Origin of the sequence: Streptosporangium sp. CA-135522, from assembly GCF_050949235.1 — a bacterium.
Taxonomy (GTDB): domain Bacteria; phylum Actinomycetota; class Actinomycetes; order Streptosporangiales; family Streptosporangiaceae; genus Streptosporangium.
The window spans coordinates 8,799,911-8,818,667 of sequence record NZ_CP192026.1; the positions used below are offsets into that span (position 1 = coordinate 8,799,911).

At 69.6% G+C, this 18,757-nt stretch carries 14 protein-coding genes; 6 read left to right on the plus strand and 8 right to left on the minus strand.

Annotation, left to right across the window (positions count from 1 at the left end; translation table 11 throughout):
• Positions 1–3 precede the first annotated feature (3 nt).
• The 6 genes from ACQPYK_RS41410 to ACQPYK_RS41435 all read right to left on the minus strand — a co-directional run bounded on the left by ACQPYK_RS41410 (position 4) and on the right by ACQPYK_RS41435 (position 6,716).
• A complete protein-coding gene (locus ACQPYK_RS41410; protein ID WP_433244311.1) occupies positions 4–846 on the minus strand; it encodes a M55 family metallopeptidase in 843 nt (280 codons plus the stop codon).
• Positions 843–2,066, minus strand: coding sequence for a DUF6395 domain-containing protein (locus ACQPYK_RS41415; RefSeq protein ID WP_433244314.1), 1,224 nt, complete (start codon positions 2,064–2,066; stop codon positions 843–845). Before ACQPYK_RS41415 ends, ACQPYK_RS41410 begins: the two co-directional genes overlap by 4 nt.
• Positions 2,063–2,428 carry a hypothetical protein gene (locus tag ACQPYK_RS41420; protein WP_433244317.1) on the minus strand — a complete coding sequence of 122 codons (366 nt, stop codon included), beginning with the start codon at positions 2,426–2,428 and terminating at the stop codon, positions 2,063–2,065. The genes ACQPYK_RS41415 and ACQPYK_RS41420 overlap by 4 nt, the downstream gene beginning before the upstream one ends.
• 105 nt (positions 2,429–2,533) lie before the next feature.
• A complete protein-coding gene (locus ACQPYK_RS41425; RefSeq protein WP_433244320.1) occupies positions 2,534–3,307 on the minus strand; it encodes an enoyl-CoA hydratase/isomerase family protein in 774 nt (257 codons plus the stop codon).
• A gap of 58 nt (positions 3,308–3,365) precedes the next feature.
• Complete coding sequence (locus tag ACQPYK_RS41430) at positions 3,366–4,472, minus strand: glycosyltransferase family 4 protein (RefSeq protein ID WP_433244323.1); 1,107 nt, start codon at positions 4,470–4,472, stop codon at positions 3,366–3,368.
• A gap of 123 nt (positions 4,473–4,595) precedes the next feature.
• Positions 4,596–6,716, minus strand: a complete 2,121-nt coding sequence (locus ACQPYK_RS41435) for an amylo-alpha-1,6-glucosidase (protein WP_433244326.1) — start codon at positions 6,714–6,716, stop codon at positions 4,596–4,598.
• Positions 6,717–7,060: 344 nt separating this feature from the next.
• Between ACQPYK_RS41435 and ACQPYK_RS41440 the strand changes: the two genes are divergently transcribed.
• Positions 7,061–8,998, plus strand: coding sequence for an N-acetylmuramoyl-L-alanine amidase (locus tag ACQPYK_RS41440; RefSeq protein ID WP_433244329.1), 1,938 nt, complete (start codon positions 7,061–7,063; stop codon positions 8,996–8,998).
• A gap of 84 nt (positions 8,999–9,082) precedes the next feature.
• Here the strand turns inward: ACQPYK_RS41440 and glgP are convergent, their stop codons facing one another.
• Positions 9,083–11,665: an alpha-glucan family phosphorylase gene (glgP, locus tag ACQPYK_RS41445; protein WP_433244332.1), complete on the minus strand. Its 2,583-nt coding sequence runs from the start codon at positions 11,663–11,665 to the stop codon at positions 9,083–9,085.
• A 393-nt stretch (positions 11,666–12,058) separates the two neighbouring features.
• On the opposite strand from glgP, the gene ACQPYK_RS41450 reads away from it, so the two are divergent.
• From ACQPYK_RS41450 to ACQPYK_RS41470, 5 genes are all read left to right on the plus strand, one after another.
• Positions 12,059–14,212 (plus strand): alpha-1,4-glucan--maltose-1-phosphate maltosyltransferase, encoded by a 2,154-nt coding sequence (locus ACQPYK_RS41450; protein WP_433244335.1) that lies wholly within the window; start codon positions 12,059–12,061, stop codon positions 14,210–14,212.
• A gap of 45 nt (positions 14,213–14,257) precedes the next feature.
• Positions 14,258–15,961 (plus strand): maltose alpha-D-glucosyltransferase, encoded by a 1,704-nt coding sequence (gene treS / locus ACQPYK_RS41455; protein ID WP_433244338.1) that lies wholly within the window; start codon positions 14,258–14,260, stop codon positions 15,959–15,961.
• A 4-nt stretch (positions 15,962–15,965) separates the two neighbouring features.
• Positions 15,966–17,279: a maltokinase N-terminal cap-like domain-containing protein gene (locus ACQPYK_RS41460; RefSeq protein WP_433244341.1), complete on the plus strand. Its 1,314-nt coding sequence runs from the start codon at positions 15,966–15,968 to the stop codon at positions 17,277–17,279.
• A 291-nt stretch (positions 17,280–17,570) separates the two neighbouring features.
• Positions 17,571–17,954 (plus strand): type II toxin-antitoxin system RelE/ParE family toxin, encoded by a 384-nt coding sequence (locus ACQPYK_RS41465; protein WP_433244344.1) that lies wholly within the window; start codon positions 17,571–17,573, stop codon positions 17,952–17,954.
• On the plus strand, positions 17,951–18,289 hold the full coding sequence (locus tag ACQPYK_RS41470) for an XRE family transcriptional regulator (protein WP_433244347.1): 339 nt from the start codon (positions 17,951–17,953) through the stop codon (positions 18,287–18,289). The genes ACQPYK_RS41465 and ACQPYK_RS41470 overlap by 4 nt, the downstream gene beginning before the upstream one ends.
• Positions 18,290–18,504: 215 nt before the next feature.
• On the opposite strand, the gene ACQPYK_RS41475 is transcribed toward ACQPYK_RS41470, so the two are convergent.
• On the minus strand, positions 18,505–18,705 hold the full coding sequence (locus ACQPYK_RS41475) for a hypothetical protein (protein WP_433244350.1): 201 nt from the start codon (positions 18,703–18,705) through the stop codon (positions 18,505–18,507).
• Positions 18,706–18,757 lie beyond the last annotated feature (52 nt).

Here is an 18,757-nt window from a genome sequence, read left to right on the forward strand (position 1 = left end):
CGCTCAGCCGTAGACGCCGCTGCCGCAGGCGATCTGGCCGCCGATCATGGAGAAGATCCCCATCAGCGCCATGATCTGCGAGAAGTCGTCGGTGGTGAACTCGATGTGGCGCGGGCCCGCCGACCGGACGCCGGGGATGATCGCGCATCCGGCGGCGATCGCGGTGGAGTTCCATTCGACCCCGAGGACGAAGGGGGGCTCGGGGGCACAGGGGCGGAAGTCGGCGACCCGGCCGAGGGCGCGGGCGGCGGCCTCCCGGATGCGGGCCCGCGCGACGACGGGCGGCAGGAGCTCGGCGGAGAACTTGTCGACGCCCTTCTTGACCGCGACGGTCTCGACGTCGCCGAGCAGCTCGCGGGCCTCCTCGCAGACGGCCTCGTCCCCCGTCACCAGGGCCACCGGCACGCCGAGCGACCCGGCGAACGACGCCACCAGGCGGGTCTCGCCGCAGACCTCGCCGTTGAGATAGAGGTTCTGGATCTCCTTGCCCATCCAGGTGTGGTTGAGGACGCCGTGCTGGACCCCGGCCCGCGCGTGGTATCCGGCGAAGCAGGCCGCCCGGTAGCCGGGGTCGAGCCCCTGCCCCATGCGCAGTGGCTTGCCCGGTCCCCTGATGAGCGTGGCTCGCTCGTCGAGCAGGTCGATCCTGAGGTTCTTGGTCGAGCCGTGGGCGTCGTTGACGCGCACCGCCTCGGCTCCGGCGTCGAAGGCGCCCTGGATGACCGCGTTGGCGTCGCCGGTCATCAGCTCGCAGCCGCGTTCGTAGCCCCGGCCTCCGGCGTGCATCTCCTCGGGGTCGGTCAGCCCCGTGACGCCCTCCATGTCCACCGAGACGTATACCTTCACGACATTCCCCATGTCTCGACGCGGCGTGCCTCGTCGTCGCTCATGAACCCGATCTCCTGCGCGACGAAGTCGCGGACCTGCTCGCGCCAGGGCTCGGGGATCTCCTCGATGGCGGGCGGGTAGCAGCGGTCCAGCCAGGCCGTCGAGGCCTCGGTCGCGCCGAGGTGGCCCGCGGCCCTGCCGAAGACCGTGTCCTCGATGCCGGGCACCCGCGCGCAGCCGTACTCGATCATCTCCTGCCCGCCGTACGGCGGAGGCTCCTGCCACTTGCGCGCGACCGGGCGGCTCGCGGTGATCGTGGTGCGCAGCGGGCGGCGCTCGACGGCGGCCTGGATGAGCTCCTTGTACAGGCACTTGCCGCAGGTGCCGCAGGGGCCGTTCACCCCGCGCAGGCACCAGCGGACCTGCTCGCGCAGGTCCGATTCCAGGGCCAGGCGCATGGTGACGGCCTCGCTCACCCCGCCGACCGGGAGCACGATGTGCAGGCCCGCCGCGGCGAAGGCCCGGCCCCACGCGCCGTGCGGGGACCACATCGGGTTGTCGGGGGTGTATCGGAGCAGGTAGCGGTCGCCGCCCAGCCAGCGCGAGCCCAGCTCGTAGCCGAAGGCGAGGCCGCCCAGGTCGAGCTCGTCGGCCAGCAGCAGCGCCCCCACGGCCACCGCGTGGTGCTCGGGGTAGCCGGGCCGGGGCTCGGCGAGTGTGAACTCCAGGTCGGATCGGACGACGGTGAGCTCGCGGCCCGTCTTCTCGGCCAGCGACGCCAGCACGTCGGCGCGGTAGTGGGTCCAGCGGTTGGGCACCCGCGGGTGGGAGACCCGCTGGAAGTGCACGAACGGCGCGTCGGGCAGCATCGCGGCCACGGCCGCGGAGTCGGCGCCGCCGCTGTAGGAGATCGCCAGCCGGCCGCCGGAGCGCGGCGTCCCGCCGACGGGTCCCGCCTCGATCCCCCAGCCCGACTGGATCGCCAGGGCGAGCTCCGGCGAGATCGGCCGGTCGAAGACGATCGCGCGCCGCGTCCACGGTGCCACGACGGTCCACGCCGCCAGGGCGAGCAGGTCGGGGTGGACGTCGTACGGCGCGCACGGCAGCTCGACCCGGAAGGAGTTGGTGGCCAGCTTCAGAGGCTGGCCGTCGGCGCAGAACCCGGTGATGGCGTCCTCGGGGTCCAGGCGGAAGGCGAGATGCCGGACGCCGCCGTCCGCCGTCCAGGTCACCCTCACGCGGCGCTCCCGGAGGAGCGGTCCGCGCTCGCGGAGGAGGCGCCTGCCGGGAGGCGGTCCACGGCCTGCCAGAGCAGTACCTCGTTCTGGAGCACACCGTCCATCGCGACCGCGGTCTCCTGGGCCAGCCGGTGGGCGTCGTCCCAGCGTCCGGCCCGGACCTGGTCGACGCCGCCCTTCGCCACCTGCGTCCGGAGCCTGTCGACCTCGGCCCGCAACGCGGTCACCTCCCGCCCCAGCGTCTGGACCTCCCAGAGGGCGTCCCTGATGTCCTGACGATGGTCGGCCAGGGAGATGTATCGGGAGTCGAACCATCCGAGGACCGCCCGCCGCAACCGGGCGGGCACCAGAGCACGCTTCACCAACCGAACCATAACCCGGCACGATACCGGCAAAGCTCGATCTACCAGGATGGTCTTCGCGACATCATCGCCGACATCCCGGCCGGCGCCCGCCTGCCCGGCCCGTCAGCGGCCGGTGAACTTGGCCTGGGACTTCTCCGCGAAGGCGCGCATGCCCGTCTTGGCGTCGTCGGTGGCGAACAGGGCCGAGAACTGCAGGCGCTCGATCTCCAGGCCGCTGCCCAGGTCAACCTCCAGGCCGTGGTCGATGGCCTGCTTGGCGGCGCGCAGGGCCAGGGCGGGGCCGCCGGCGAAGGCGGCGGCGTAGGCGAGCGCCTCGGTGTAGACGTCGGCGTCGGGGACGACCCTGTCGACCAGCCCGATCTCCAGCGCCTCGGCCGCGGACACGTGGCGGCCGGTGAAGATGAGGTCCTTGGCCCTGGAGGGGCCGATCAGCCGGGGCAGCCGCTGGGTGCCGCCCGCCCCGGGGATGATGCCGAGCAGGATCTCCGGCTGGCCGAGCTTGGCCGACTCGCCCGCGATCCGGATGTCGGCGCACAGGGCGAGCTCGCAGCCGCCGCCCAGGGCGTAGCCGGTCACGGCCGCGATGACCGGCTTGCCGATCCTCGCCACGGCGGTGAAACAGTCCTGCAACACCGCCGAGTGCGCCGACATGTCCGCGTAGGACATGTCGGCCATCTCCTTGACGTCGGCGCCCGCCGCGAAGACCCGCTCCCCGCCGTAGAGGACCACGGCGTGGACGCCGGGGTCGGTGTCCACCAGCCGGGCGCAGTCGGCGATCTCCTCCTGCACCTGCCGGTTGAGCGCGTTCATCTTCGGCCGGTCCAGCCTGATCGTCGCGACCCCTTCGGATGTCTCCACCCGCACGAACTCACCCATGGCCGTCCCTCCGCCGAAACGCCGCCGAAAATTCCGTCCCCCCAACATAGGGCGCGGGCTAGCCCGTGGGCAGTGCCAGGCTCATGGTTCCGTCGGTGGGGTCGACGAGGCCGGCGATCACCCGGCGGTAGATCTTCTCGTACTGCTCGGTCATCACCTCGGAGTCGAAGCGGCTCCGGACGTGGGAGCGGCAGGCGTGCGGGTCGATCGCGCCGGCCTTCCCGATGGCCTCGGGCAGCTCCTGCGCGTGTGCGCGGACGAATCCGGTGACCCCGTCCACGACCACCTCGGGCACGGCTCCCCGGCCGAGGGCGACCACGGGAGTGCCGCAGGCCATCGCCTCGATCATGACCATGCCGAACGGCTCCTCCCAAAGGATCGGGAAGAGCAGGCAGCGGGACGCCGCCAGCAGCTCCCGTTTGCGGGCGGCGTCGGCCTCGCCGACGTACTCGGCGTCGTCGCCGAGCCGGGGTCTGACGTGCTCCTCGAAGTAGTCGTGCTCCACCTGCTCGGTGAGCTTGCCGGCGAGCAGGATCCGCCGCCCGGCCGCGCGGGCGGCGTCGATGGCCAGGTGCGCGCCCTTGTCCTCGTTGAACCGGCCGAGCCACAGGACCCAGTCCTCCTTGTGCTCCCGGAACGGGAAGGAGTCCGTCTCGACGGCGTTGTGGACCACCCCGGCCCAGTTCAGGTCCGGGGCGATCCGCCGCTGGGCCTCGGAGATGCCGACCATCGACACCTCCCCGGACAGCGCCCGGTAGTAGTCGCCGAGTTCGCCGTCCACCTCCCCATGGCAGGTGACCAGGGTCGGCGCGCTCCGCGCGGCCGCGGTCAGCGGTCCGGCCAGCGAGTGGTCGTGGACGATGTCGGCGTCGAGGCCGGAGAGGATCTCCTGTGTCCTGGCCGCGTGCAGCACTTCGGGCATCACCTCGCCGATCCGTTCGGAGGGCGCCAGATCGTAGGTGGCCAGGAAACGCGCGGACGTCCCCGCCTTGCCCGCCCCGATGAGGGTCACGTCGTGCCCGCGCCGGGACAGCCCGGCCACCAGCTCGGCCATCATCGACTCGATGCCTCCGTAGCCCCTGGGCGGCACGTCGTACCAGGGAGGGGCGATCATCACGACGCGCATCCCGTCCCGCCACCGCGCAACGCCTGTCTCAGAAACCATGTCAACCTCGCCTACGGTCGCCCGGCCTGCCGGCGACATCCGAATGAACTGATCCGGGGGGACGGGTTGGTCGGGGCTCCGGGAGACGCGGGGAGCCTCAGGAGACGGTTCCGGAGGACGGCTTCACGAGACGTGGTGGAGGGCCGCCGTCATGGGACGCCGGGGTTCGTGGTGCACGGTGATCCCCTCGGGCAGGCCGGTGACGGAGACCCCGCCCTCGGTGACCTCGAGGTCCATCCGGGCGCCCGCGATGGGGATGCCGGTGATCCGCAGGTTGTCCAGCCCGACGGGATCGACCCAGATGTGGCCGTAGGGGACCCACGGGTCGAAACGGAGCAGCGAGCGGACGAGCTGGATCGGGGTCGCGGCGGCCCAGGCCTGCGGGGAGCAGGAGGTGGGATAGGGAACCGGCAGGGTGAACTCGTCGCGGTCGAACCCGCAGAACAGCTCGGGCAGCCGCCAGCCGAAGGCCTCGGCCGCCTCCAGCAGGCCGGCCGCGATCCGCCGGGCCTCCTCCGCGAAGCCGTAGCGCATCAGGCCGGAGACGACGATGGCGTTGTCGTGCGGCCAGACCGAGCCGTTGTGGTAGCTCATCGGGTTGTAGGCGCCCATGCTGGAGGCCAGGGTGCGCACGCCGTAGCCGGTGAACATCTCCGGCGAGATCAGGTGCCGGGCGACGGACTCCGCCTTGTCCTCGTCGACGATGCCGGTCCACAGGCAGTGCCCCATGTTGGAGGCGAGGCTGTCGATGGGACGGCCCCCGCCGTCGAGACCGACGGCGTAGTAGCCCCGGTCCGGCAGCCAGAACCGCTCGTTGAACGCCTCCCGGATGCGTGCCGCGCGGTCCATCCAGTGCTCCTTCAGCGCGCGGTCGCCGGCCTCTTGGGCGAAGTGGGCGCGCGCGTTGTAGGCGGCGTAGACGTAGCCCTGGACCTCCGCCAGGGCGATGGGCGGGCGGGCCAGGGTGCCGTCGGCGAAGTTGACTCCGTCGAAGGAGTCCTTCCAACCCTGATTGAGCAGGCCGTGGTCGGTTTTGCGGCGGTAGAACAGGAAGGGGTCCGCCGATCTGGTGATCCAGTCGAGGGCGGCGTCGGCGTTCGGCAGCAGTTCCTGGACCGCCTCGCCGTACACGCCCCACCGGCGCAGCTCGCCCAGGAGCATCACGAACAGCGGGGTGGAGTCGACCGAACCGTAGTAGGCCAGGCCGCCGTGCGGCGAGGAGCCGGTCTGCACACCGAAGCGCAGCTCGTGCAGGATCTTGCCGGGCTCCTCCTCGGTGAGCGGGTCGTCGATCCTGCCCTGCAGCCGGGCCAGGCGGCGCACGGTGCCCAGCGCCAGGGACTGGTCCAGCGGCAGCGCCATCCACGACGTCAGCAGCGAGTCGCGGCCGAACAGGGTCATGAACCACGGCGCGCCCGCGGCGATGCTCGGCGGCTCGTCTGGCCGGTCGGACTCGAACAGCCGCAACGCCCCCAAGTCCTCCCTGGAGCATCGCAGCACCTTGGCGAGGGCGCGGTCGGGGGTGCTGATCGCGGGGCTCAGCCGCCTCCAGTCCGCGCGGCGCTTTGCCGGCTCGGCGTGCTCCAGCGGGTGATGGGTGGAGAACCAGGCGGGCGACTCCTCCCCCTCCAGGATGGGGTTGACCTGCAGGCTGACGGTCCACTCACCCCGCGCGGGGACGACGATGCGAAAGACGAGCATGCCCGGAACCGCGAACGGCGCGGGCTCGGCCAGCACCCTGGCCCCGCGTGACCGGCTGGTGGAGAAGATCATCAGCCCCGACCTGTCGGGCGTCATCTCCACGTCGGGCACGTATCGGACCCGGCCGGCCTTGACCTCGAACAGGTCGGCCACGTCCGAGCTGACGTGGATGTCGACCACACACCCGGCCGGTTCGTCGGACATGTTGCGCAGCGTCAGGTCCTCGCGCAGACCGCCCCCGACGTAGCGGTCCCTGATCACCAGCAGGCTGCTCTCCGCCCGCCCCGGCCGCGGTCCCGCCCTGCCGATGAACGTCGCGTGGTACGGCTCGGCCGTGAGCACCCGCAGGGCCTCCACCGGGACGTCGTCCACTCTCAGCTCCCAACGCGACAGCAGCCGGGTGTCGGCGTGGTAGACACCCTGCGCGCCCCCTTGCACGATGTCACCGCTGCGCGCGCACACGCAGAAGGACCCGCCCTCGACCAGGGTCACCGTGGTGTCGCCCAGCGCGCCGGGTTGGCCCTCGAACGTCCATCCGTCCACTGTTGTCTCCAGGTGTGAGTGAGGTCCTGGCCCTGTAGCCATTCCCCTCCGGAGGGCGGGAACAACCCTCGAAACACCCCGTTGGACCGAAGAAATCGCTGGTCACAGCCTTGAACAAGGCAACCGGACAGCATGTCCGTGACCGCGGCCGGTCTGCAGCCCGCCGGTTCCGCGGTGGCCGGCCGGCGGGCCGGCCACCGGTTCCGCGACGGCTCGACCTCGACGCCGCCAGATAGTGAAGGAATTCTTCGCTGATTGTCACAAATATGAAGAAACTTATTGACATCGCGATCTTAACTTCGCAGTCTGGCTGCATCGGATCCCCCAGCCGAGGAGTTCCCCCCATGCAACGATCCACGCCGCTCCGGATGGCGGCCGCGGCCGTCCTGGCCGTCGGCGGCCTCGCCTTGACACAACCGGCGTCGGCCGCCCAGACGGCCCCGGACGATCGGCAGGCGGCCTTCGGCCAGGCCGCCAAGACCTACGAGGTGCCCGAGAGCATCCTTCTCGGCGTGTCCTATCTGGAGTCACGCTGGGACGCCAACGCGGGCCGGCCGAGCAACTCCGCCGGATTCGGCCCCATGCACCTCACCGACGCCGCCGCGCTCGCCACGGAACCCGCCGCCGACCACCATGGCCAGGGCGAGGAAGACCCCCGGGGCGACGAGAGCCGGCCGTTCACGGTCCCGAAGCAGACCGTGCCCCCGGCCGCGATCCCCGCGTCGCTCAAGACGCTGGAGAAGGCCGCCGAGCTCACCGGCGCGAGCCGTGAGGAGCTGCGGGCCGACCCGGCCGCCAACATCCGCGGCGGCGCGGCCCTGCTGGCCGATTACCAAAAGCAGCTCGGCGCGCCGCTCAGCGCCGATCCCGCCGAGTGGTACGGCGCGGTGGCCCGCTACTCGGGCGCCACCGAGGCCGACGCGGCGAAGGTCTTCGCCGACGAGGTGTACGACACGATCCGGTCCGGCGCCGAGCGGGTCACCGACGACGGCCAGAAGGTCGGGCTGCGGGCGCTCCCCGACCTGGGGAAGATCGAGAAGTGGCTGGAGAGGCTCGGGCTGCACCGGCCGCGCCGCGACGGCGTCGAGTGCCCGCCCACCGTCTCCTGCGAGTGGGTCCCGGCGCCCTACCAGGCCCTGCCCGACGACGACTACGGCAACCACGACCTCTCCGACCGGCCGTGGAACCAGAAGGTCGACTACATCGTCATCCACGACATGGAGGGCTACTTCGCCCCCTCCCTGAAGCTGGTGCAGGACCCCACCTACGTGAGCTGGCACTACTCGCTGCGTTCCAACGACGGTCACATCGCCCAGCACGTCAAGACCAAGGACGTCGCCTGGCACGCCGGAAACTGGTACGTCAACGCCAAGTCGATCGGTCTGGAGCACGAGGGCTTCCTCGGCGAGGGCGGCGCCTGGTACACCGAGGCGATGTACCGTGCCTCCGCCAAGCTGGTGCGCTACCTGGCCCTGCGGCACGGCGTCCCGCTGGACCGCGCGCACATCATCGGCCACGACAACGTGCCGGGCACCCTGCCGAGCACCGTGCGCGGCATGCACGAGGACCCGGGCCCCTTCTGGGACTGGGCGCACTACTTCCAGCTGCTCGGCAGGCCGCTGCACGCCTCCGGCGGGCCGAAGGCGGAGTCGGTCATGATCCTGCCCGACTACGCGAAGAACCAGCCTTACTACTACGGCTGCGACCGCAAGAACCCCTCGGCCGACTGCGCCCCGCACGGTTCGTCGTCGGTCTGGCTGCGCACCGAGCCGCGCGAGGACGCCCCGCTGGTCAAGGACATCGGCAAGCACCCGACCGGTGACTCGCTCTACAGCGTCTACGACCACAGCGCCCGCGCCAACACCGGCCAGCGCTACGCCGTGGCCGAGCGCCAGGGCGACTGGACGGCGATCTGGTATCTCGGCCAGAAGGCCTGGTTCCACAACCCCGCCGCCCAGCCCACCGCGGTCCCCTCGCGCGGCCTGGTGGTGACGCCCAAGCCGGGCCTGGCGAGCGTCCCGGTGTACGGCAGGGCCTACCCGGAGCCGGAGGCCTACCCGGCGGACGTGCCGGTCCAGGCGATCACGCCGCTGCAGTACACCTTCGCCGCGGGCCAGCGCTACACCCTCGGCCTGGCCGCCCAGGGTGAGTACTACCGGGCGGTGACCTTCGACGCCACCCAGCACAAGGTGATCCGCGGCAAGCTGAAGTACTACCAGATCCAGTTCGGCCACCGCGTGATGTTCGTCAAGGCCGACGACGTCGTGGTGTCCCTCGCCTGAGAGATCCGGCGAACCGATCGGGGGGAGCCGGGCGTGAGCCCGCTCTCCCCGATCCGTCCGTCACCGGTCCGGCCCGGCCTCGGGTCAGCGCAGGGTGCCGTTCGTCATTCCCGCCGGCTCCTCCGGGACGGCGACCAGGCCGAGCTCGGAGGGGGCCGCCATGAGGGGATGGTCGGGCACGACCCGGACGGTGTAGCCGAAGGATCCGGTGCGGTCCAGCGGGACGGTGCCGCTGAAGACGGCCTTGCCGTCGTCGCCTTCCGTCTCCAGGGTCAGGTTCGCGTAGGCGGGACCGACCAGCTCGTCGTGTAGCCCGACCAGGCCGTAGGCGGCCTGGACCCGGATGTCGGAGGGCTTCAGCTCGCCCAGGGCGATGGCCGCCCGCAGCTCCAGCGCCGCCCCCACCTCGGGCGTGTCGCCCAGGTTCGAGGCCTCCACGTGCTCGACCCGGATGCCCGGCCACGCCTGACGGACCCGCAGCTTCCAGGCGGCGAAGCCCTTGGCCGGCTCGTGGTCGTCGGCCAGCAGGGCACGCCCCGACCTGGCGGCGGGGGCGTAGAGGCCGACCACGTAGTCGCGCAGCATCCGGCCGGCCAGGACCTTGGGACCGAGGGAGGTCAGGGTGTGCCGGACCATCTCCAGCCAGCGCAGCGGCAGGCCGTCGGAGGCGCGGTCATAGAACCGGTCGGCCACCTCGTGGTCGATCAGGTCGTAGAGGGCGCTCGCCTCCAGCTCGTCACGACGGTCGGGGTCGGCGACGCCGTCGGCCGTGGGGATGGCCCAGCCGTTGGTGCCGTCGTACCACTCGTCCCACCAGCCGTCGCGGATCGACAGGTTGAGCCCGCCGTTCAGCGCGGCCTTCATCCCGGAGGTGCCGCAGGCCTCCAGCGGGCGCAGCGGGTTGTTCATCCACACGTCGCAGCCCTGGACGAGCAGCTGGCCCAGGGCCATGTCGTAGTCGGGCAGGAAGACGATGCGGTGCCGCACGTCCTCCCGGTCGGCGAACTTCACGATCTGCTGGATGAGCTTCTTGCCGCCCTCGTCGGCCGGGTGGGCCTTGCCGGCGATCACGATCTGGACCGGCTTGTCGGGGTCGAGCAGCAGCTCGCGGAGCCGGTCGGGATCGCTCAGCATGAGGGTGAGCCGCTTGTAGGAGGGGACCCGGCGGGCGAAACCTATGGTCAGCACGTCGGGGTCGAGGGCGTCGTCGATCCAGCCGAGCTCGGCCCGTGAGGCGCCCCGGTCGAGCCAGGACCGACGCAGCCGCACGCGTGCCGCGTCGACCAGCCGCCCGCGCAACCGCCCTCGGATCTCCCAGATGTCGGCGTCGGAGATCTTGTTGACGCCCTCCCAGCCCTGGGCGCGCTCGACCAGCGTGGGCAGCTCCCTGCCCGCCAGCTCCATGATCTCGCGGCCGACCCAGGTGGGCGCGTGCACGCCGTTGGTGATCGAGCCGATCGGGACCTCTTCGACGTCGAAGCCCGGCCACAGGCTCTGGAACATCCCCCGGCTGACCGCGCCGTGCAGCTCCGAGACGCCGTTGACCCGCTGGGCCAGCCGCATGCCCATGACGGCCATGTTGAACTTGCCCGGCTCCTCCTCGGCGCCGAGCGCCAGGATGCGGTCCACCGGGACCGTGGGCCACGCGTTGTCGTCGCCGAACTGGCGGGCGATCATCTCGGCCGGGAAGCGGTCGATCCCGGCGGGGACGGGGGTGTGGGTGGTGAAGACCGTCCCGGCGCGGACCGCCTCCAGAGCCTCGTCGAAGGAGAGCCTGCTCTCGGTGAGCTCGCGGATGCGCTCCAGGCCCAGGAAGCCCGCGTGCCCCTCGTTGGTGTGGAACACCTCGGGCTCGGGGTGGCCGCTGACCCGGGAGTAGGCGCGGATGGCGCGGACGCCGCCGACGCCCAGGAGCAGCTCCTGCATCAGCCGGTGATCGGTGCCGCCGCCGTACAGGCGGTCGGTGACGTCACGGGCGGCGGTGTCGTTCTCGGCCACGTCGGAGTCGAGCAGCAGCAGCGGGACCCGGCCCACCTGGGCCACCCAGACCTGTGCGTGCAGCGTGCGCTGCTCGGGCAGGCCGATGCCGATGCGCACCGGAGTGCCGTCCTCCTCCTTGAGGAGGGTCAACGGCAGGCCGCCGGGGTCGAGGGAGGGGTAGTGCTCCAGCTGCCAGCCCTCGGGCGAGAGTGACTGGGTGAAGTAGCCGTGCCGGTACAGCAGGCCGACGGCCAGGATCGGCACGCCGAGGTCGCTGGCGGTCTTGAGGTGGTCGCCGGCCAGGATGCCCAGGCCGCCGGAGTACTGCGGCAGGGCGGCGGCGATGCCGTACTCGGGCGAGAAGTAGGCGATGGCCCGGGGGGCGTCGGGGATGGTCTGGTACCACCTCGGCGCGGTCATGTACTCGCGGAGGTCGTCTGCGGCGTCGGCGACCCGCCGGAGGAACCGGCGGTCGGCGGCCAGCTCACGGAGGCGGCCCGCGTCGACGGCGCCCAGCAGGGCGACGGGATCGTGGCCGACCCGCTCCCAGACGACCGGATCGACCTCGGCGAAGAGGTCGAGCGTCTCGGGATGCCACGACCAGCGCAGATTGTGCACAAGCTCGCCGAGGGAGGCCAGCTCCGGAGGAAGGACGGTGCGGACGGTGAACCTGCGGATTGCTCTCACGGTGCCAGACCCTAGTTACTCAGCGCCACGAGGGCGACCTAAACACTCACGCGTCTCCCCCTCACCGCTATCAATCGCCCCCAAACACATCAAAGACGGGTTGATCGCTACTTCACGCAACTTGCCACGAGGTAACCGGCTTGATCGCTACTTCGTGCAACTCGCCGTCGGGTAAGAGATCCCGCACTCTTCCGCCGACAGGCATGAAGATGGACTATTGGGGCAACGCATCTATGGGCCGCAAGCTCTGCCCCCTCGGACGTGGCCGTCCACGAGGGGGCAGGGCCTCGTCCTGCCCCGATGCTGGTCGCGGGGCCTTTTGAAAAAGCGAAGATCTTTTTTGCCGACTTTTTTCCGGCGGTACCGGGCGTGCCGCCGCTACCTTGAGACGCGATGATCGGACGAATCCCAATCCAGGACATCCACCCGACGGTCGACTGCGGGCGCCGCCCCGCCAAGGCCGCTGCGGGCGAGACCTTCGAGATCGCCGCCACCGTGTTCCGGGAGGGACACGACGCGGTGGCCGCCGGAGCCGTGCTGATCGGCCCGGACGGCGCGCGCGGACCGCTGCTGCGCATGCGAGAACTGGCTCCGGGCACCGACCGCTGGGGCGTCGAGGTGACGCTGCCCACCGAGGGCGACTGGCACTTCCGGGTCGAGGCGTGGAGCGACCCCATGGCCACCTGGCTCCACGACGCGGGCATCAAGATCCCGCGCGACCTGGACGCCGAGCTCATGTGCGAGGAGGGCGCCCGCCTCTTCGAACGCGCCGCCAGAGCCGTACGGCCCGCCGACTGCGGGGCCGGGCCCCGCGTGCCGGTGGCCGCGAAGGCGCCGGGCGGCAAGGCCGGCAAGGCGGCCCGGACGGCCGGCGCGAAGGGCGCGAGCGCCGCGACGGAGGCGCGGGAGGCGACCGCGGACGCCCACGTCTGCGGCCACCGGGCCGCGTTCCTGGCGGTGGCGGCCAAGCTGCGCGACCAGCAGCTCGACCCGCGCGCGCGGTTCGCGGTGGCCCAGCTTCCGGAGACGGCGGAGCTGCTGCGCGCGCACCCGCTGCGGGATCTGGTCACCAAGTCGCCCCGGCGCATGATCAGGGTCGATCGGCGCAGGGCGCTGTTCGGATCGTGGTACGAGTTCTTCCCGCGGTCCGAGGGGGCGATCGTCGAACGAGACACCGCCCCTAAGTCCGGAAATTTCGTGACCGCAGCGAAGCGACTGCCCGCCGTCGCCAAGATGGGCTTCGACGTCGTCTACCTGCCTCCGATCCACCCGATCGGGCACAGCTTCCGCAAGGGCCGCAACAACACGCTGACGCCCGAGCCGTACGACCCGGGCTCCCCCTGGGCGATCGGCTCCGAGGACGGCGGGCACGACGCCATCCACCCCGACCTCGGCACCTTCGAGGACTTCGACGCCTTCGTGGCCAAGACCCGCGACCTCGGTATGGAGGTCGCCCTCGACCTGGCCCTGCAGTGCGCTCCCGACCACCCGTGGGTCAAGGAGCACCCGGAGTGGTTCAACATCCGCGCCGACGGCTCGATCGCCTACGCGGAGAATCCGCCGAAGAAGTATCAGGACATCTATCCACTGAACTTCGACAAGGACCCGGAGGGCATCTACGCCGAGGTCAAGCGGGTGGTGCGGCTGTGGATGGACCACGGCGTGCGGATCTTCCGGGTGGACAACCCGCACACCAAGCCGGTGGCGTTCTGGGAGCGGCTGCTGGCCGACATCAACTCCACCGACCCGGACGTGCTGTTCCTGGCGGAGGCGTTCACCCGCCCGGCGATGATGCAGGGGCTGGCCAAGGTCGGCTACCACCAGTCCTACACCTACTTCACGTGGAAGAACTCCCGGCAGGAGGTCGAGGACTATTTCAACGAGCTCTCTCACGAGACGTCCCATTTCCTCCGGCCGAACGTGTTCGTCAATACTCCGGACATTCTCCACGAATACCTCCAGCACGGGGGAGTCCCGGCATTCCGCATCAGAGCGGTCCTCGCGGCGATGGCGATGCCGACGTGGGGCGTTTATGCCGGATATGAACTTGCGGAGAATGTCCCGGTTCGCCCCGGTAGTGAAGAATACCTAGATAGCGAGAAATATCAGTACAGACCTCGCGATTGGGTGGAGGCCGAGCGAGAAGGCCGTAGCCTGGCTCCCTTCATCACGCAACTTAATTTGTTGCGAAGAGCACACCCGGCGCTCCAGGAACTGCGTAACCTACGGTTCCATAGCGTCGACCATCCGGACGTGGTCTGCTTTTCCAAGCGGCTGCCCGGCGCCTACGACACGGCCACACGACGGCACGGCCTGGGCGACGTGGTGCTGACGGTCGTGAATCTCGATCCACACAACACCCATGAGGCCACGGTGTCGCTGGACATGCCGGCCCTCGGTCTCGACTGGCATGCCGAGTTCCTCGTCGACGACGAGCTGTCAGGCGAGTCGTATCGCTGGCGGCAGAACAACTACGTGCGCCTCGACCCCCATATCCACCCAGCACACATCTTCACTTTGCGTTCCGCGACGGCGAACCAGCGGTGAGCCGGCCGGGTACGCGATACCGGCACAAAAGCGGGGAGTCCACTGGTGAGTCAGCTACCTGAGCCCATTCCGAACACCTTTGACGAGGAGAAGCCGCGCGATCCTTACTGGTTCAAGCGCGCCGTCTTCTACGAGGTGCTCATCCGGGGGTTCGCCGATTCGAACGGAGACGGCACCGGAGACATCCGCGGCCTCATCGACAAGCTGGACTATCTCCAGTGGCTCGGCGTGGACTGCCTCTGGTTGCTGCCCCTGTACGAATCGCCGCTCCGCGACGGCGGTTACGACATCGCAGATTTCATGAAGATTCTTCCCGAGTTCGGAGATCTCGGCGATTTCGTGAAATTGGTGGACGAAGCGCACAAGCGCGGTATGCGGGTCATCGCCGACCTGGTGATGAACCACACCAGCGACCAGCACCCCTGGTTCCAGGCGTCCCGGCACGACCCCGAAGGCCCGTTCGGCGACTTCTACGTGTGGAGCGACTCCGACGAGCTCTACAAGGACGCCCGGGTCATCTTCATCGACACCGAGACGTCCAACTGGTCCCACGACCCGGTGCGCGGCCAGTACTACTGGCACAGGTTCTTCTCCCACCAGCCGGACCTCAACTACGAGAACCCGGACGTCCAGGACGCGATGCTGGAGGTGCTGCGCTTCTGGCTGGACCTGGGCATCGACGGGTTCCGGATGGACGCCATCCCCTACCTGTTCGAGCAGGACGGCACCAACTGCGAGAACCTGCCGAGGACCCACGAATACCTGAAGCGGGTCAGGGCCGAGGTGGACCGTCTCTACCCCGACCGGGTGCTGCTGGCCGAGGCCAACCAGTGGCCGGCGGACGTGGTGGAGTATTTCGGCGATCCGGCGACCGGCGGCGACGAGTGCCACATGGCGTTCCACTTCCCGCTGATGCCGCGCATCTTCATGGCCGTCAGGCGGGAGTCCCGCTACCCGATCTCGGAGATCATGGCCCAGACGCCGAAGATCCCCGAGAACTGCCAGTGGGGCATCTTCCTGCGCAACCACGACGAGCTCACGCTTGAGATGGTGACCGACGACGAGCGCGACTACATGTACTCGGAGTACGCCAAGGACCCCCGGATGCGGGCCAACGTCGGCATCCGGCGGCGGCTGGCCCCGCTGCTGGAGAACGACCGCAACCAGATCGAGCTGTTCACCGCGCTGCTGCTGTCCCTGCCCGGCTCTCCCGTGCTCTACTACGGCGACGAGATCGGGATGGGCGACAACATCTGGCTGGGCGACCGCGACGGCGTCCGCACCCCGATGCAGTGGAGCCCGGACCGCAACGCCGGCTTCTCCGACTGTGACCCGGCCAGGCTGTATCTGCCGGTCATCATGGACCCGATCTACGGCTATCAGGCGATCAACGTCGAGGCACAGCAGAAGAGCTCCGGCTCGCTGCTGCACTGGACCAAGCGCATGATCGACATCCGTAAGCGTCATCCGGTCTTCGGCCTGGGGGCTTTCACCGAGCTGAACTCCTCCAACCCGAGCGTCCTGGCCTACGTGCGCGAGCTGGGCGACGACCGCATCCTGTGCGTCAACAACCTCTCGCGCTTCCCGCAGCCCGTGGAGCTCGACCTGCGCCGGTTCGAGGGATCGGTGCCCGTGGAGACCATGGGCGGAGTTCCGTTCCCACCGATTGGCGAACTTCCGTATCTTTTGACGCTTCCTGGGCATGGGTTCTATTGGTTCACCCTGCCACCCGTATCCCAGGAGGCGTAAAGCCGTGTTGACGGAGCTCCTTACCGGTTGGATCACCCATCAGCGATGGTTCGCCGGTAAGGGGCGGCCGATAGACGAACTCGTCGTCGACTCCGACGTCGAGCTCGCCGCCGGCCTGCGCCATCTGATCATCTCGGTGCGTCAGGGCGAGGCACACGACCGCTACCAGCTCCTGCTCGGCACGGAGGGAGAGGCGTCCGGGCGCTACAGCCACGCCCGGATCGGTCCCGGTCACTACGACGCCGCCTACGACCCCGATCTCACCGGCACCCTGCTCACCGGGATGGCCGAGGGCCGCGACCTCGGCCCGCTGCGCTTCCGCCACCTGGAGGGGGTGGAGATCGACACCTCCCGGCGGAGCCTGGTGCTCGGCGCGGAGCAGTCCAACACCTCCCTGGTGTACGGCGAGACCTACATCTGCAAGCTGTTTCGCCGTCTGATCCCCGGCGTCAACCCCGAGTTGGAGATCGTCACCGCCCTGGCCCGGCACGGCGCCCAGCACATCGCGCAGCCGTACGGCTGGATCGAAGCCGACCTCGACGGCGAGCCCACCACGCTGGCGATGACCCAGGAGTTCCTCGCGACCGCCAACGACGGCTGGGCCTTGGCCCTGGCCAGCGTCCGCGACCTGTACGCCTGTCTCGACCCCTCGGCCTGCGACGCGGGCGGCGACTTCAGCTCCGAGGCCTACCGGCTCGGCGTGGCCACCGCCGAGATCCACCATGAGCTGGCCACCGCGTTCCCCACCGACGTGATGGAGGCGCAGGATGTCAAGCAGATGGTGGAGGACCACCGCCGCCGCCTGGCCGGCACGATCGCCGAAGTGCCCGAGCTCGGCGAGTACGCCCGGGTGGCCGAGGAGGCCTACCAGCGGGTCGCCGACGTGGTCTCCGAGATTCCCGTCCAGCGTGTCCACGGCGACTACCATCTCGGCCAGGTGATGCGCACGACCACCGACTGGGTCGTCCTCGACTTCGAGGGCGAGCCCGGCCAGCCCCTCGACGAGCGCCGCGCCCTGTCCTCCCCGCTGCGGGACGTGGCCGGCATGCTCCGCTCGTTCGACTACGCCGCCCGCCACCTGCTGGCCGATCACCCCGACGCCGAGGCGCTGCACCCCCGCGCGGTCGAGTGGGCCGAGCTCAACCGCTCGTCCTTCCTGGCCGGCTACTCCGCCGGAGGCGGCCGCCTGCACGCCGAGGACGCCGTCCTGCTGCGCGCCCTGGAGCTGGTGAAGGCCGTCTACGAGGTCGGCTACGAGGCCCGCAACCGCCCCTCCTGGCTCCCCATCCCGCTGGCCGCCTTCCAGACCGGGCGGTAGGCGAGCCGCCACGATCACGGCGGATCACACCCGAGAAGAATCGACCTCGTCTTGGGCCGCACCGATCAGGACGGCGTCCTCGGCGTGCTGGAACCACCGCGAGCAGGCTCAGGCCCCCTTGCAACCGTCTGCACCTCAGCGATGACAACCTCACCGTCTGGCGTCCTTCGAAGACAGCCCGCGCCCGCAGACAGTCATTAGGAGGACGAACCGGCAGGAGCAGAGCAGACGACTTGCTCCTCTGACCAGAAAAGCACCTCCTTGCTGCCGATTTAACGCCAGGGTTAAGCTATGGATGGAGCTGGATGGGAGGTCGTCCTGGTTACCGAGGTCGCCGACTGGTACGACCAGTTGTGCCTATACGACTGGGACAGTGCCGAGCAGGTCGAAGATGCCATAGACATGCCGGCAGAGGCCGGACCGACCCTGGGCCGACCACTGGTGGACCGCATCAAAGGGGCTGACAATCATCACCTGAAGGAATTGCGGCCTGGTTCGACAGGAGGGAGTGAGATCCGCATCCTGTTCTCGTTCGACCCGGTTCGCCGGGCAGTGCTGCTGGTCGCAGGGGACAAGGCAGGCAACTGGAACCATTGGTATGACATGAACATACCGCTGGCAGAAAAGCGGTATGCCGAGCATGTGGCGGAGATGGCCAGTAGGGAGTACGAATGAGCGCGGCGAACTGGGACGAGGTGAAGCAGCGGGCGCGCGAGAGGCGCCGGGCTTCAGGACTGTCGGTGCGGTCAGAAACCGAGAAGTCCGCCGCGCTGGAACGACTGGCCGCAGAGGCGAGGGCTCACAAGCTGGCAGAGATCAGGCGAGAGCAGGACCTGACGCAGCGTGATGTCGCCTCCACGATGGGAGTCTCCGGCCCAAGGGTCTCAGCGATCGAGCACGGAGAGGTCGACCGCGTCGAGGTGGCGACCTTGCGTTCATATGTCGAGGCCCTAGGCGGGCGGCTCCGCGTGGTGGCGGACTTCGGCGATGTCGAATACACGGTGGCTTAGCTCGCAGGACGAGAAGGCCCTTGGCGATGCCCAAGGGCCTTCTCGTGCTTCCGTAGTGCCGGAGTAAGGGCTAGAAGTCGAACTCGCCCTTCTTGGCCTCGTCGATCTTCCAGGTCGAGCGGTAGCCGCCTCAGCGTCGGCCGCGGAAGGTGCGGCTCAGGTCGGCGACCCAGCCGTCGGGGATGGGCCGACCACCGCTGAGGCCCCAGGCCCGGTCACCGTTGAAGAGGGTGAGCTTCTGGCCCGGAGCCGATGTGGATCGCGTGGAGTTCTTCGGCGTACTTGTGCCCGAGCCGGCCGGTGACCAGGGCGCCGATGTCGCACCCGGCGGCGGCGTACTTCCGGTGGCCGAGCGTGTCGGTCATCAGGGTGCGCCATAGGTCGGCGACCTTCCAGAAGTTCATGTCCGATCTCATCTGGTCACCTAACTTGATAGTCACTTATCTTGACTATATCGAGGGATGGCCA

What these genes read in the sequence shown, in the direction of transcription:
- ACQPYK_RS41475 (WP_433244350.1), bottom strand. Translation starts at nt 18,705, where the DNA reads ATGAGATCGGACATGAACTTCTGGAAGGTCGCCGACCTATGGCGCACC.
- ACQPYK_RS41465 (WP_433244344.1), top strand. Translation starts at nt 17,571, where the DNA reads ATGGATGGAGCTGGATGGGAGGTCGTCCTGGTTACCGAGGTCGCCGAC.
- ACQPYK_RS41450 (WP_433244335.1), top strand. Translation starts at nt 12,059, where the DNA reads ATGATCGGACGAATCCCAATCCAGGACATCCACCCGACGGTCGACTGC.
- ACQPYK_RS41430 (WP_433244323.1), bottom strand. Translation starts at nt 4,472, where the DNA reads ATGGTTTCTGAGACAGGCGTTGCGCGGTGGCGGGACGGGATGCGCGTC.
- ACQPYK_RS41440 (WP_433244329.1), top strand. Translation starts at nt 7,061, where the DNA reads ATGCAACGATCCACGCCGCTCCGGATGGCGGCCGCGGCCGTCCTGGCC.
- ACQPYK_RS41470 (WP_433244347.1), top strand. Translation starts at nt 17,951, where the DNA reads ATGAGCGCGGCGAACTGGGACGAGGTGAAGCAGCGGGCGCGCGAGAGG.
- ACQPYK_RS41425 (WP_433244320.1), bottom strand. Translation starts at nt 3,307, where the DNA reads ATGGGTGAGTTCGTGCGGGTGGAGACATCCGAAGGGGTCGCGACGATC.